The sequence below is a fragment of the Nostoc sp. DSM 114167 genome, assembly GCF_052692655.1.
In genome coordinates, this window is record NZ_CP195116.1 from 7,303,059 (window position 1) to 7,317,199 (window position 14,141).

Annotated in this window: 15 protein-coding genes and 2 pseudogenes; 7 read left to right on the forward strand and 10 right to left on the reverse strand. The window is 40.6% G+C overall.

Going from position 1 to position 14,141, the window contains the following annotated elements; all coding sequences use genetic code 11:
- Nucleotides 1-35: 35 nt before the first annotated feature.
- The 5 genes and pseudogenes from NSTC731_RS30655 to mnmE form a co-directional block, all read right to left on the reverse strand.
- Entirely contained in the window at nt 36-365 is a 330-nt protein-coding gene (locus tag NSTC731_RS30655; protein WP_445628235.1) for a XisI protein, read from the reverse strand.
- Nucleotides 353-769 (reverse strand): annotated as a pseudogene (locus tag NSTC731_RS30660) (XisH family protein). Before NSTC731_RS30660 ends, NSTC731_RS30655 begins: the two are co-directional and overlap by 13 nt.
- Before the next feature lie 148 nt (nt 770-917).
- Nucleotides 918-1,160: a hypothetical protein gene (locus NSTC731_RS30665; RefSeq protein ID WP_445628236.1), complete on the reverse strand. Its 243-nt coding sequence runs from the start codon at nt 1,158-1,160 to the stop codon at nt 918-920.
- Nucleotides 1,161-1,297: 137 nt separating this feature from the next.
- The gene (locus NSTC731_RS30670; RefSeq protein WP_445628237.1) at nt 1,298-1,804 is read right to left on the reverse strand and encodes a GNAT family N-acetyltransferase; all 507 of its coding nucleotides are present in this window, start codon (nt 1,802-1,804) and stop codon (nt 1,298-1,300) included.
- A gap of 57 nt (nt 1,805-1,861) precedes the next feature.
- Entirely contained in the window at nt 1,862-3,304 is a 1,443-nt protein-coding gene (gene mnmE / locus NSTC731_RS30675) for a tRNA uridine-5-carboxymethylaminomethyl(34) synthesis GTPase MnmE (protein WP_445628238.1), read from the reverse strand.
- Nucleotides 3,305-3,681: 377 nt separating this feature from the next.
- Here mnmE and NSTC731_RS30680 point away from each other — a divergent pair, with 377 nt between their 5' ends.
- On the forward strand, nt 3,682-3,882 hold the full coding sequence (locus tag NSTC731_RS30680) for a hypothetical protein (protein WP_445628239.1): 201 nt from the start codon (nt 3,682-3,684) through the stop codon (nt 3,880-3,882).
- Nucleotides 3,883-3,920: 38 nt separating this feature from the next.
- Here the strand turns inward: NSTC731_RS30680 and NSTC731_RS30685 are convergent.
- The 4 genes and pseudogenes from NSTC731_RS30685 to NSTC731_RS30700 form a co-directional block, all read right to left on the reverse strand.
- Nucleotides 3,921-4,211 (reverse strand): annotated as a pseudogene (locus tag NSTC731_RS30685) (Uma2 family endonuclease); the annotation flags it as partial.
- A 158-nt stretch (nt 4,212-4,369) separates the two neighbouring features.
- A complete protein-coding gene (locus NSTC731_RS30690; protein WP_445628240.1) occupies nt 4,370-4,519 on the reverse strand; it encodes a hypothetical protein in 150 nt (49 codons plus the stop codon).
- A gap of 89 nt (nt 4,520-4,608) precedes the next feature.
- Nucleotides 4,609-5,655 (reverse strand): DUF1611 domain-containing protein, encoded by a 1,047-nt coding sequence (locus NSTC731_RS30695; RefSeq protein WP_445628241.1) that lies wholly within the window; start codon nt 5,653-5,655, stop codon nt 4,609-4,611.
- Nucleotides 5,639-6,691, reverse strand: a complete 1,053-nt coding sequence (locus NSTC731_RS30700) for a dipeptide epimerase (protein WP_445628242.1) — start codon at nt 6,689-6,691, stop codon at nt 5,639-5,641. The genes NSTC731_RS30695 and NSTC731_RS30700 overlap by 17 nt, the downstream gene beginning before the upstream one ends.
- A gap of 131 nt (nt 6,692-6,822) precedes the next feature.
- Between NSTC731_RS30700 and NSTC731_RS30705 the strand changes: the two genes are divergently transcribed.
- Together NSTC731_RS30705 and NSTC731_RS30710 are read left to right on the forward strand one after the other, a co-directional pair.
- Nucleotides 6,823-7,374, forward strand: coding sequence for an NUDIX hydrolase (locus NSTC731_RS30705; protein ID WP_445628243.1), 552 nt, complete (start codon nt 6,823-6,825; stop codon nt 7,372-7,374).
- Between the two features lie 22 nt (nt 7,375-7,396).
- Nucleotides 7,397-8,836: a toll/interleukin-1 receptor domain-containing protein gene (locus NSTC731_RS30710; RefSeq protein WP_445628244.1), complete on the forward strand. Its 1,440-nt coding sequence runs from the start codon at nt 7,397-7,399 to the stop codon at nt 8,834-8,836.
- Nucleotides 8,837-8,911: 75 nt separating this feature from the next.
- Here the strand turns inward: NSTC731_RS30710 and NSTC731_RS30715 are convergent, their stop codons facing one another.
- Nucleotides 8,912-9,835 carry a nucleoside hydrolase gene (locus NSTC731_RS30715; RefSeq protein WP_445628245.1) on the reverse strand — a complete coding sequence of 308 codons (924 nt, stop codon included), beginning with the start codon at nt 9,833-9,835 and terminating at the stop codon, nt 8,912-8,914.
- A 14-nt stretch (nt 9,836-9,849) separates the two neighbouring features.
- Between NSTC731_RS30715 and NSTC731_RS30720 the strand changes: the two genes are divergently transcribed.
- From NSTC731_RS30720 to NSTC731_RS30735, 4 genes are all read left to right on the forward strand, one after another.
- Nucleotides 9,850-10,281 (forward strand): nucleoside deaminase, encoded by a 432-nt coding sequence (locus NSTC731_RS30720; RefSeq protein WP_445628246.1) that lies wholly within the window; start codon nt 9,850-9,852, stop codon nt 10,279-10,281.
- A 684-nt stretch (nt 10,282-10,965) separates the two neighbouring features.
- On the forward strand, nt 10,966-12,642 hold the full coding sequence (locus NSTC731_RS30725) for an alpha-amylase family glycosyl hydrolase (RefSeq protein ID WP_445628247.1): 1,677 nt from the start codon (nt 10,966-10,968) through the stop codon (nt 12,640-12,642).
- A 319-nt stretch (nt 12,643-12,961) separates the two neighbouring features.
- Nucleotides 12,962-13,456, forward strand: a complete 495-nt coding sequence (locus NSTC731_RS30730) for an anthrone oxygenase family protein (RefSeq protein ID WP_445628248.1) — start codon at nt 12,962-12,964, stop codon at nt 13,454-13,456.
- Nucleotides 13,457-13,503: 47 nt separating this feature from the next.
- Entirely contained in the window at nt 13,504-14,127 is a 624-nt protein-coding gene (locus NSTC731_RS30735) for a class I SAM-dependent methyltransferase (RefSeq protein ID WP_445628249.1), read from the forward strand.
- The last annotated feature ends 14 nt before the right edge of the window (nt 14,128-14,141 follow it).

A 14,141-nucleotide genomic window follows, 5' to 3' on the forward strand; every position in this document is an offset into this window, starting at 1 on the left:
TCACTCATCACTTATAACTCCTACAGTTCTTTTGCTTAACCTGCTGCAAACTCAGTAAACTTCCGCTTGTAAGGAGCATGAAAACCCAAAATAATATCTTGTTTTGGCACTCCAGCAGTTACTAACTCATTTGCTACTCCGATCTCAGTTCCATCGCGCTGAATCCAAATTTTGCCGTCCTTAATATCAATATGAATGATGCAACCATAAACTCGCCTCAGTTCTTCCCATCCCAAATGAAGAACTTGATAATGGTCGCGTTCTGTATCAAAAATTAACTGTACTTCTGTATCATCATTTGAGTGGTGAATTGAATGACGTTTCAGGATTGTCTGCACTAATTCACGGTAGTTTATTCTTTCCATAGTAAAACCTCTTCTTTAATTGGTTCAAAAATCAGAAGCTTCAGCCGATGTTCAGCAATTATTTCTTGAATAAATGCCCGAATAAAAAAGTCTTGATAAACATCTTCAGAGATAGCTAAGTATAGAATTCGTTCAGGATACTTTTTCCGTAATGCTGAACGGTAGGTGAGCGTCTGACCTAGAGCGACATAAAAATCACTAATTTCCGATGCACCTATAAAAGATTTAATCTCAACTGCGATTTTTTGACCAGCTTTTTGAGCTGCTAAGATTCTTTCTGCCCCTAAGTCTACATAAAATTCAATTTCATCAACTTTAACTTATAGAGGGTCATGGGTAATAGTCCACCCATCCTTTTTTAAAGCTGAACAAACAGCAAGATGAAAAATATCTTTAGCTGACATAGTTTAATTATAAATATATTCACTGGCAGTTTTTATTGGCAGCACTTATAAAAATTCTATCAAAGCAAATAGTACTGGAATTTTACCTAGATTAGCTCTCCAAATCAATGCGTTTACAGAATTAATCTTATTGATAAAAGACATAATGTTATTTGGATGAGTCTTTTGGCAACACCTGTGTAAACTCTCCACTTTGTTTATTGCGAACTACTATAAATTCACTATTTGGCATTCGTAGCTCTACTGGAATTATTTCGGTTGGTAACTCCATGAGTAACCCACCATCTAACATTCCTGCACCAGGAAAGGCGATAACCGTGATTATGCTTGGTCTAAGACAACCAAGAACTTGAACTGGAATTTTATCAAGCATTATAAATATAATTGTCACGCTCTAGATCGTAAATTAACTGTACTTCTATATCATCATTTGAGTGGTGAATTGAATGACGTTTCAGGATTGTCTGCACTAATTCACGGTAGTTTATTCTTTCTATAGCAAAACCTCTTCTTTAATTGGTTCAAAAATTAGAAGATAGCTTGTGGAGATATTTTATATTCGTAGCGAGAGACAAAATAAGCACCAACTTGTTTGTCACTGTGATGACGGAAACCAAAACTTTCATATACTGCTCTAAGGCGTGGACGTGAAGCATCACAATCTAAACGTAAATAATGTCTACCAAGTTTTTGTGCTTGTTCAACAGCCCAAGCTAGAAGTGCTGAAGAGACTTTACCGCCAGAGTAATGCCGTCGAACTGCAAGACGATGTACAAATGCTGACTCTTCCTGAGAAATATCGGGCCAGAAAAGTAAATCTTCTAGTTGAAACTTGATTGTACCAACTGGTTCACCTGCACAGTCAGCAATAAAAAATAAGCCGTTAGCAACATCTTTAGAGATACTTTCTGGCGAAACCTCACTCTCATGCCACAGAGGCCTACCATTCTGCTGGAGCCACAAAGCTGCTTCTAATAACACATCCGAAACGATCGCCGTATCTTGTATGGTTGCTTGACGAATTGAGATGTACATTTAGTTATCAATAGTAGGTTAAATTATACAAAAAAATTAAAAATATAATTTTTGAGTTTATTTACCAATACAAAATCTACTAAAAATCCTCTCTAAAACTGATTCTGTTACTTCTTCTCCAGTGATTTCTCCTAAAGCTTGAATCGCACCTCGTAAGTCAATTGTCCAAAAATCAAGAGGTAACTGCTGGGTAATTGTTGCTTGTACCTGTTCCAAAGACATTTTAGCTTGAGTTAAGGCTGCTGCTTGCCTTTGATTAATAGCTAAATCCATATCAGCAGCTTGCACTTTTCCAGATTGAACTATTTCTAAAATTGCTGTTTCTAAAGCATCGATTCCTTGATTTTGGGCTGCGGCTGTGACAATTTTAGATTTTGGACTTCGGCTCCTCTCGACTTCGCTCAAGGCAAGTCGCTCAGTCGAACAATTTGGGATTTTTGATTGAAAAATTTTCCGATCGCTTTCTTCTACTAAATCGATTTTGTTAATTACTATAATCAACGGACGGTGTTGTACCTTTTGATAAATTTCTTCATCACCTTCTGTCCAGCCTGCGGAAGCATCGATGGTCAGCAAGACTAAATCAGCTGCATTTGCGGCACGGCGCGATCGCTCGACGCCAATTTTTTCCACTTGGTCTGTTGTTTCCCGAATCCCGGCTGTATCTAGCACTTGTATGGGAATTCCCCCAACAACTAACTGAGATTCGACAACATCGCGGGTTGTACCAGGTAAATCAGTCACAATGGCGCGATCGCTGCGGCTCCAAGCGTTCAATAAACTCGACTTACCCACATTCGGACGCCCGACAATTGCCACTTTTAAACCAGTGCGTAGCAACTCACCTTTGTCTTTGGTTTCCAATAACCTAGTTATTTCTGCGGCAATTTTATCAATTTCTGATATAATCCCTTTATCATCCAACGGCGGTAAGTCTTCCTCAAAATCAATCCGAGCTTCAATTTCTGCCAAGATATCTAAACAGTTAGCGCGTAACTGCCGAATCGGATGAGCTAATTTTCCTTGTAAACCAGCTAAAGCACTTTGAGCCGCTTGGGGCGATTTAGCTCCGACTAAATCAGCAATACCTTCGGCTTGAGTTAAATCCAATCGTCCATTCAAAAAGGCGCGGAGAGTAAATTCTCCCGGTTGCGCTAGTCTAGCGCCATTTTCCAAACACAGTTGTAATACCTGCTGCACTGCGATAATTCCCCCGTGGCAATGGAATTCTACAACATCTTCACGGGTATAAGAACGGGGTGCTTTCATAATCAGCAACAAAGCTTCATCCACTATTTGTTGCGTCTGGGGATGGCGAATGTAACCGTAGAGAATCCGGTGACTTTCCCAAACTTGTCGCCCTGGTGCATGAAAGAGACTTTGGGCGATTGCCATTGCTTGAGAACCGGATACCCGCACAATCCCAACACTACCCTGTTGGGGGACAACAGCAGTGGCGATCGCGGCTATAGTTCCAGTAGTAGCAAACAGTTCTGACATGAGCGCCCTTTATAAAAGTGAGAAGTGAGGAGTTATACCATTTTGGATTTTAGATTTTAGACTTCGGCTCCTTTCGACTTCGCTCAAGGCAAGTCGCTCAGTCGAACGATTTTGGATTGTGAAACATCCATTGGATAAATGTTTCAGTTTTCCATCTGTCGCAATCATTTTTCACGCTTGGTATTAGGAGTAAAAACCATAACTCATAACTCATAACTTTCTAAATAGTGAGTATTTAGACTAATGAGATACCAACTGGCAAGGTAAAATTTACCTGTAGGTCATGCCTGATAGTAAAGAGTTATCAGTGAAGAGTTAGAGATGAAAATCATAACTCACAACTTATAACTTATAACTTTTAGAGAGAGGAATGTACTGTGGAGCAAAAGATTAACTGCGCTGTAGCCTGTGTTAATGGGTGTGTTTTAGGGGATAAATGCCCCAATACCGAGTTTAAAGAGTCAGCCGCAAAATTTATTGAAGAGACTCCCTTAGAGAAAATGCTGGAGTTGGCACAAGAACGTCTGCGGAAAAAAATGACGGAACCGCCAAAATGGGTATTGCCTGAAGATCCATAGTATTTGGGGCAACAGACACAAGCAAAACAGCGTGGAAGTTAAATTGTATCTGGATCTATATTTAATTCTCGCAGTTTTGCTGCCAAGCGATCGCTACGTTGTTTCTGGTGTTGTGCCACTTCTTCCGGTGTGGGAATCAGTTCTCCTTCACGAGTGTAAAAGCGTAATTTTTCTTGAACAACCCCTAAATATAAACCTAGCTGTTGACTCCATAACCAGCCTTGGGGATTTTGTTCTAGCGGTTGATATTTACCATCCAGCAAATGGAACCCTGAAAATTCTAACGTTTCTGGGTCAAACCAGAAGTAATCTGGTGTGCGAAATATATCTATTTAAAATTCAAAACTGGTTAGGGTTAAAGCATTCCACAGCACCTAATTATTACGTGAGTTCCACAGACCTCTCCCGGACAGCCTCCCTCTCCTAAAAGGCGCTACGGTGTACACACAAGTCTGAAGTTGTTCAATAATCTGGGTTTTACCCCACCCTAACCATTGCCCGAATTCAACAAACGATCGCCCGAATTCAACAAACGATCGCCCGAATTCAACAAACGACCGCCCGAATTCAACAAACGATCGCCCGAATTCAACAAACGATCGCCCGAATTTAATATATTTATTGCATAAATTCTCAAAACCTCCCCCCAAACCTGATTTACTAAGGTTTTAGCTTTAGTTTTACCCGACTGGGGGAGAGGTCAAAATAGCACTCGTCGAACTCACGTTAATTATTCATCACCGCATCTAAAAGCACATTCGCATCAAAGCGGACTACATCGGTGCAAGGTAGCCCCGTTTCTGCTATTGTTTGAGCGATGCTTTCCTGAGCCGCAGATTCATCTAAATGGGCTGTGTTCAATGCTATACCCGCTACAGATACACTTCCAAAAGCACCACCAGCATTAGCAACAGCTTCATACAGCCGAATCACCTCTGGTAAAGGTGGAATGATGACATGGGGATGATTGCGGACATGGACTTGTCCCGCCCGATGTACTAACAGCAGTTGGGTTGGTTGCGAACCACGGATTAGGGGTAGAGTTGCTGTTGAACCAGGGTGTAGCAGCGAACCTTGTCCTTCAATGTGCAAGATGTCGTAGTTTTTGCCATAGCGCATAACAATCTGTTCCACAGCACCGGCGGCAAAGTCTACCCGCACGGCATCTAAAGGCACACCGTCTCCTTCTAACATCATCCCAGTTTGCCCTGTGGCGAGGAATTTAGAACGCCAGCCCCGCAATTTTGACGCCCAATGTAACTCTAGGCTAGTTGACATTTTACCAATCGCCATGTCGGTTCCCACTGTCAACACCCGCCGGCACGGAAGAGTACGTGCCATTCCACTAGCAACGCTGATATTAGATGGTTCTTTTCGGACATCCCAAATTAGTTGCCCTGGTTTGAGCAGTGCATTTAATTCTGGGATACTTGCCATTGATGTATGTAAACCATTCACCAAAGACATTCCCGCTTCTAAAGCGTCTTTGATTTCTAGCCAGTAATCATCTGGTACAGCACCACCTCCTGGAGCAATACCAATTACTAAAACTTCCGGTTTGTACTCTAGGGCTGCGGCTACCGATGCCACAATCGGCACATCACGCTTGATACCTGTTAATTCTGGTAGGGATTTACCAGCACACTCGCGATCGATTACGGCTACAATTGGGGCTTCACTGTAACGTAAAATTGCTAGCCCTGTTTTGCCATGAGTCCCAATAGTCCCTTCATGTAGCAAGATAGCTACTCGTTGATTAAATGGTAAACGCACTGTGTTGTACTCCCAAACCTGGTAAATCGTTTGGCAAAACTTTTCCTTGTTTTAGTAATGCACCTGTAAAAGGGTCATCAATTAAGTTCAGGTGACTGTCTAAATCTAAATAATCAGCTAGTGGTGCTAGCTGTAATGCTGCTGTATTAGCTAGCGAACTGTCAGAATAGCAACCGAACATTACTTGCAAGCGATATGCTCGTGCTGTATGTACCATTCGCATTGCCTCTGTTAGCCCCCCTGATTTCATTAGTTTGATATTAATGCCATCCACGTAATTTGCCAAATTGGGAATATCAGCGCTGGTGAAACAACTTTCATCGACAAAGATAGGTAAAGGAGAGTGTTGTTTGAGTTTTGCTAAACTTTTTTCTTCTCCCCGTGGCAATGGCTGTTCTACATACTTTATACCCAAATCAGCCAGCCAATTGCACATGGCGATCGCATCTTCTAAACTCCAACCCCCGTTGGCGTCAACAAAAAACTTTAGTTCTGGCGCTTCTTCTCGTACTGCTAAGAGCATTTTTTGATCTGCATCTATGCCATCTGGGCTACCTAGCTTCACCTTAAAAAGACGGACATCTGTAAATTGTAACCAGTCTCGCGCTCTCGCCCTAGCGCCTTCAGCTGAATTAATCCCAATTGTGACTGAAGTCGGGACTATTTGATTGCGATCGAGTCCCCAAAGTTGCCACAAAGGTAAACCTACGCGCTTACCCAACCAGTCATGCATTGCCATATCCAAGGCAGCTCTTGCAGCAGAAGGAATTTGGTTTTGTGTTAAAACTTGCTCAATTTCCTGACGTTGTAAGGGACTGAATGCTTGTAACAGAGGCACAACTTGCTCTAGAGTATCTTTGATTGCATCAGTTGATTGCCGATGATTACCCACACCAAACGGCGATGCTTCCCCCCAGCCTACGATATCATCATATAAAATCTTCACCCACACATTCGTTGTTTGTGCCGTTGTACCCCGACTAATGGTCAAGGGAAATCTCTTGTTTACTGTAAATAAATTTACATTTATTTGCATACTTATTCTGCATATTATGTTATTGCAAAAGCCAGTGTAAGTTCAAAATTTAAATTATCGGATACATCTGTTATACTTTTTTACATTCATTGCAAACTTTTTATACATACATTTTATTTGTTACTTAGTTTATGAACAACTTAAAAAAATGGAAGATTTTAAAATCAAAAATGGTTTTAGATAATCTTTGGTGTCAGGTAAGGCAAGATGAAATAGAATTACCGAATGGTAAAATTATAGATGATTATTTTGTCAGTATTAAGCCTGACGTTGCGATGGTTTTACCTATCACGAGTAATAAAGAAATTATTTTTGTCCGGCAATATAGACACGCCGTAGGTGAATTTTTCTTGGAACTGCCAGCAGGGAATTTCGATCCTACAAAAGAAAGTGCAGAGGTAGCGGCGATTAGAGAACTGAGAGAAGAGACTGGTTATATTCCCCAAGAATTTAAAAAAATTGGAACTTTATACGATAAGCCGAGCAAAGATACCAATCAAATACATTTATTTTTAGCAGAAAATGTGAGCAAAGACGGAGAGCAGCAACTAGATATTACAGAAGAGATTGAAGTTGTACTTATTCCTGTAGAATCAGTTTTAGATAAAATTGCCCAAGGTGAAATTTCTGTTGCCGGAACTATTGCGGCTCTCTTATTAGGTTTAAACTTGCTAAATTATTAATAATCATCTAAAAGTAATTATTATGTTTATCTTTACAGTAACTGCTGATACTTTCCTGAAAGTTCGTCCAAGTGAGTTAGCGGAACTAGCTGAAGATGAAAAACTTCTCATTCAAGTCAAAAGTACATTAGAGGTTATTTCTTATGTTGAGGAGGAAGAATATTACAGAATTATCTTGAAAAACTCTATCAATGGGAAAGATACATGGTTTATCCGTAAGAAGTATATTAAAATATCTGTTTTACAGGATTTATCTGAATACACTCCAAAACCCGTGACATCTGATGCACCACCAGACGTGTTACTATACCAACCTAGACCTACAAGCCAACAAGCTAGACCTAAAAGCCTGACAGACTTGGTAGAGACTCAAGGCTCTACAAGTTTTTGGAAGAAGCTGTTATCGGCTAATATCAACTTAGAAAATATTCGTAAAGCCTTGAAATTTTTGGGTGACGATTTGGATAGTAAACCCATTGAGTTAAAGGTAGGAGCAAATAGTAATGTTCCAGTAAATGAGTTGGGTTGGGATAGTAGCGATATCAAGGATGAAGAAGAAGTTATTAAGCAGTTAAAAGCGCAACTACAAAAAACCCCAACTATTCAAGAACGATCTCCACAACCTGCTGATATAACGAAAGATTTGGTGGATTGCAGTGTGTTCAGTCCTTCTTCTGTAACTCCAAACGATATGTTCCTCGTCCAAGTATTTGTTCATCTTCCTGAACAAGTTGAATTTGCCAAACAGAATGCTCAACAATTTGATCCTGATGCTAAACAGTTAGGAGCAAGAAGTTTAGGATTACCTATTCAACGGGGAAGTGAATTAACTTTTAACCTGTCCATTCCAAAACTAGAAGTAGATGAGCCAGTTCAAAAGTTGAGTTGGAATGGTAGAGCAGATTCTATTCAATTTGGGGTCACGGTTCCTGCTGATATCACTCAGAAAACAGTCATTGGAACTGTTACTGTAAGTCAAAATACAATTCCCCTTGGTCATCTAAAATTCAAGTTATCGATTATTCCTTCTGCATCTTCTACATCCAAAGACCCTCATCTAGTAGGAGAAGTTGCTCGACATTATAGAAAAGCATTCGTATCTTACTCTTCTAAAGATCGGATAGAAGTTCTTAAAAGGGTGCAGGGACTAGCTGTAAGTGGTATTACAGTTTTTCAAGATATCCTTAATTTAGAACCTGGCGATCGCTGGGAGCAAGAACTTTATCGCAACATTGATGAGTGCGATTTGTTTCTACTATTTTGGTCTACTGCTGCGAAAGAATCACCGTGGGTACTTAAAGAAGTCTTGTATGCTCTTGAGAGACAAGGTTCTGATGGATTGCGTTCCCCCGAAATTATTCCTGTAATCATAGAAGGGCCACCGCCTGTTCCCCCACCTCCTGAATTGCAGAATCTCCATTTTAATGACAAACTTCTTTACTTGATAGCGACACCTAAATAGCAGACAGTAATCGAACAATTCACTTGAAGTGCACTATTAAAAGCTCGTTGTTGGTAGGCGATTATTTTCAGTTTTTTATCTTGCCCATTGCCGCAAAATATAATCATAAAAAGCCTCTTTATCTACCTTATCCATTGCATAGATTTTCCGACCACCAGGAACTACTTTAGTCCGCCCTTGACTAATACCAGTGGTGATAATTTCTGTTTCCCATTCGCGCAATTGATAAAATTCTGGATGTCCTAGATAAGCCGTTGCCAACACATCCCAAAAATAATAATCTTGAGGAATAACTAGTGCATAACATTGTCCGGCTAAATCAGAGATGGGATAGTGGCGTTGTCGTCCCATTTTGTATACTAGCTCCGATGTGACCGGGACATTGTTAGTTAAATCCAAAGGACACATAATAATTTCAATTTTGGTTTGCCATACCCGCGCTGCTGAAACCGCATCCCAATAAACATTCCATTCGGCAGAACCATCTTGTCCAGGTTCCAGACTTTTTTCCACATTCCCACCAACATTTAACGCACCCCCCATCCACACAATTTTGTGAATCTTGGCTTCAATGTCTGGTGCTTTGTCTAAAGCCACTGCTACCGTTGTCAACGGCCCAGTGACCATCAACGTTACGGGACTTGATGCGCCGCGTAACACCTGTATCATGAAATCTTGACCTGTTTCGGCAACCAATGGCGTAGTAATGGTTTCCCTTTGATTGAGAATGGGGAGATGGTCAACGATAAACGAATCACGGCGATAGAGAGTAGGAAATGGATTGATCCCGCGCACAGTGCTTTTTGCTACCGGGATATGAGAAAATCCCATCAAATCTATAATTTTACGTGTGGCGCTAACAGCCGGTTGAACGTAGCAATCTGCTGGAGTGACAACAACACCAAGGAGTTCAATACTATCCATCGTCAACAGCAGCATAGTTGCCAGATAATCATCTACACCGCCATCGTGATCCATTAATACAAGTTGTTTTGTCATAAAAGGAGAACTATATGGATGAGTTTATGAAAGCTGCAATTCAAGAAGCAAAACAAGGCAGACAAGAAGGGGGAATTCCTATTGGTTCGGTTCTTGTCAAGGATGGCAAAATTCTCGGCAGAGGACACAATAAACGCGTGCAAGATGGCGATCCTGTTACCCACGCCGAAATCGATTGTCTCCGCAATGCTGGGAGAGTTGGCAGTTATAGAGGGACAACACTCTATTCAACTTTAATGCCGTGTTACCTATGCGCTGGGGCAGTGGTACAATTTGGTATTAAAAAAGTCATCGCTGGAGAATCTAGAACTTTTCCTGGTGCTAAAGAATTTATGGTATCTCACGGTGTGGACGTTATCGATCTTAATCTTGACGAATGCGAACAAATGATGAGTGAGTTTATTGAAACTAACCCCGAACTTTGGAATGAAGATATTGGTAAATAGTCATTTGTCACTTGTACTGAGCGACTTGTCCTGAGCGTAGTCGAAGGGAGTCGAAGTATTTGTCATTGGTCATTGGTCATTGGTCACTTGTACTGAGTTTCGACTGCGCGGTAATCGAGCGAAGTCGAGATTCAACTACCGCGTAGTCGTTGGCGTGGTCACTGAGCGTAGTCGAAGTGCAGCCTCTCTAAGAGTTGTATTGGTCATTAATTATCTATCCTCCTCTGCTCCCCCGGTTACTGAGCGTTGGTCATTGAGTTTCGACTGCGCTCAACTACCGCGTAGCCGAAATGAGTCGAAGTATGCTCCCCTGCTTCCTACTACCCACTATCCATCTTTTAAGGATAGATATTTTAAAATCAGCTAGTATAAAGAGTAATGTGATGCCAGGAAATAGTCACTGCGTTTACTGTCTTGAAATAGACATTTAATTCCAGAAGGTATGGAATCAAATTTGAGAAATAAACCCCAGAGGCAATTGAGCAAAACTATCATATCATGTCCGCATAATTAGTTATGATTTAGATAGCTATTGCACCCTTAAAATCATAGCGATCGCAATATCTGTCCGAAGTTCAGCAGATTAGGAAAATATTGATAATACTTAAGAAAGAAGCTGCTGATTATTTTATATTACACAATAATTTTAGTTACTGTAATTAGCTAAAATTTAAAAGTGTGAAAATGGCAAATTTAACTGAATTTTCATTATTTGCTCCTCGCAACAAAGGAGCAGCTTTAATTGGGTCTTTTTCAGATTGGAAAGAAATTCCCATGTCAAAAGATGAAGATGGTTATTTTCGCACGAAAATCCAATTGGAAGACGGTGTTTATCAATATAAATTTCGCATTCAAACCAAAAGCCCAAATTTTGCACTTGATCAATGGATAGATATCATTGACCCCAAAGCGACAGATGTTAATGAAACAGAAAAATACGGCATAGTACGCATTCAAGATGGGCAACGCATTGTTGATAATTACCTTTGGCAAAATGATGAAACGCCGTTGCCTGATAACCGAGAATTAGTTATATATGAAATGCACGTTGCCGATTTTACTGGTGATGAAGTTGATTCTAACGAGCAAGGCAAATATTTAGGGATAATTGCTAAGTTAGATTATCTTTGCGAATTGGGAATTAATGCAATTGAATTAATGCCAGTTAATGAGTACCCTGGTGATTATAACTGGGGCTATAAAATTCGCCACTTCTTTGCTACAGAATCTAGTTACGGTTCAACAGAAGATTTAAAGCGGTTGATTGACGAGTGTCATGGTAGAGGCATTCGCGTTTTTATGGATGGAATTTATAACCATACAGATGAAGAATGCCCTTTAATACTAATTGACCGAAATTACTGGTACTACGAACACAAACATTATCCTGAAGACCCAAATAATTATTGGGGACCAGAGTTTAACTATGATAATTACGACAAAAACTTAAATATTAAACCTGCATGGGAATACATCGGCGATGTGGTAAAATTTTGGATTCAGGAATATCACATTGATGGAATTCGCTTTGATGCCGTGCGGCAATTGGCTAACTTTGAATTTTTCAACTGGCTGACTAAGGAAGCGAAAAGTTATGCTGCACCTAAAGAGTTTTACAACATTGCTGAACACATTCCCGATACAAACACTGTAGTCAAGCCAGATGGCCCATTAGATGCTTGTTGGCATGAAAGTTTTCGCTACTTTATAATTCCATATATTTGTGGGAAATCATTTGAATTAGAACAACTCAAGCAGATTTTAGATCCCAAACAGCAGGGTTATGCGATCGCTACCAATGTAATTAATTATTTGGCAACCCACGATCGCGAACGTGTATTACGAGAATTAGGCAATTGCGGCATCTTTGACGCCGCCGCATTTGAACGAGCTAAGTTAGCTGCTGCTGTGTTAATGACAGCGATGGGTATACCGATGCTGTGGATGGGAGAAGAGTTTGGCGAATATCAGCAAAAAAGCGAAGATGTGACCAAACCGCAAAAGATTAATTGGTCTTTATTGTCAAACGCTCAGAATCATGATTTATTTGAGTATTATCAAAAGTTGATTGCTCTACGCCAGCAAAATCCAGCTTTGCAAAGTGATAATATTAAGTTTTTCTACGAAAATGCAGATAATAAAGTGCTGGCTTACACCCGTTGGGATGAGCAGAATTCTCATATCATTGTCGTGGTAAATTTCTCCGACCAAAATCTAAATCAATATAAAATTTCAGACTTCCCAACTGCTGAGTATTGGCGAGATTGGGTTAGCAATCAAGAAGTGAAACCTGGAGAGGATGGTTTAGTTACTGACTTACCAAGCTATACAGCTAAAATATTTGTTTCAAATTCACAGTAATGTCGTCTGTAGCTCGTTAATGTCAAAAGGTTGTAAATACATGCAAGCAGTGCGTTCACCGGAGGTGTTGGCGCAGCCATCGCTCGTCAAACAAACTGCTTGCGTCGCAACACAGTAATAAGACTAGCGATGGGAGCAACAGCAAATAAAATAATATCGTGTCCGATCGGATCGGCCCAAAACCCAGATTGTAGAGACGCGATTTATCGCGTCTTGAAAGACCTATCATCTACACCAATAACCCTTAACCCAAGCGTATTGTGTGTGACATAACACCATCTGTGAATAAGGCATTGGGCAGTAATTAACAGGAGGCTTTATGGTAATTTTTGATAATTTACGCTTCTCTTTGACGCTTTTGACAGCACTAGGCTGCGGGCTGGTGGCTGGCGTCTTCTTTGCCTTCTCGACTTTTGTCATGAATGCCCTTGCACGACTCCAGCCAAAGGAAGGCATTATCGCCATGCAATCCATCAATATCAGTGCGATCAATCCGTTGTTTATGTTGGCACTCTTCGGAACGGCTGTGGCTTGCATTTTTTTAGCGATTTCCTCGGTGTTAAAGTGGCATCAACCTGGTGCTGCCTATTTGCTTATCGGTAGCCTCCTGTATCTCATTGGCACCGTTCTAGTGACGATCGCCTTCAATGTGCCGCTGAATGATGCCTTAGCGATCGCCAAACCGGATAGTACTGAAGGCGCGAACCTATGGGCTAGATATCTTACCAATTGGACGTTCTGGAACCACGTTCGCACAATAGCAGCACTGGCAGCAGCACTTGTACTTGGACTATGCGATCGCACGGTGAAATAGAAATGATGAATATGTATGATACCCTTTGCTTGGCAAAATGAAGCTATATGAGTATTCAAGCAGCATACGATAATTGGTCAGCCACATACGATGCTGACGAAAATCTGACGCGCGATCTCGATCGAATCGTCACCAGAGAAACCTTGATGGGTTTGAAGTGTAAATCAGTCGTAGAAATTGGCTGTGGCACAGGTAAAAATACGCTTTTGCTTTCACAGATTGCTCTGAAAGTTTGTGCGATCGATTTTTCAGCACAGATGATCGAAAAGGCAAAAGAGAAAGTGAGGTCTGCGAATGTAGTGTTTATTACCGAAGACATTACCAAGCAATGGACTTGTGATAATGAGTCTGCCGATTTAGTTACTTGTAATCTGGTTTTAGAACACATCGAAGACCTCAGCTTGATATTTTCAGAAGCATCTCGTGTATTAGTCAAAGGAGGACACTTTTTCATCTGTGAGCTTCATCCATTCAAGCAATATCAAGGAACAAAAGCTAATTTTCAAAGACAGCAAGAGTCCGTTGAAATTCCGGCATTTGTGCATCATTTATCAGACTTTTTTAACACAGCAAAAGTTCATGGCTTCCAACTTGAAGACTTCAAAGAATGGTGCCATGAACAAGATAAAAATAAACCACCAAGGCTTGTATCAATCTTGCTGAAAAAGTGAAGACAATTTTGGTG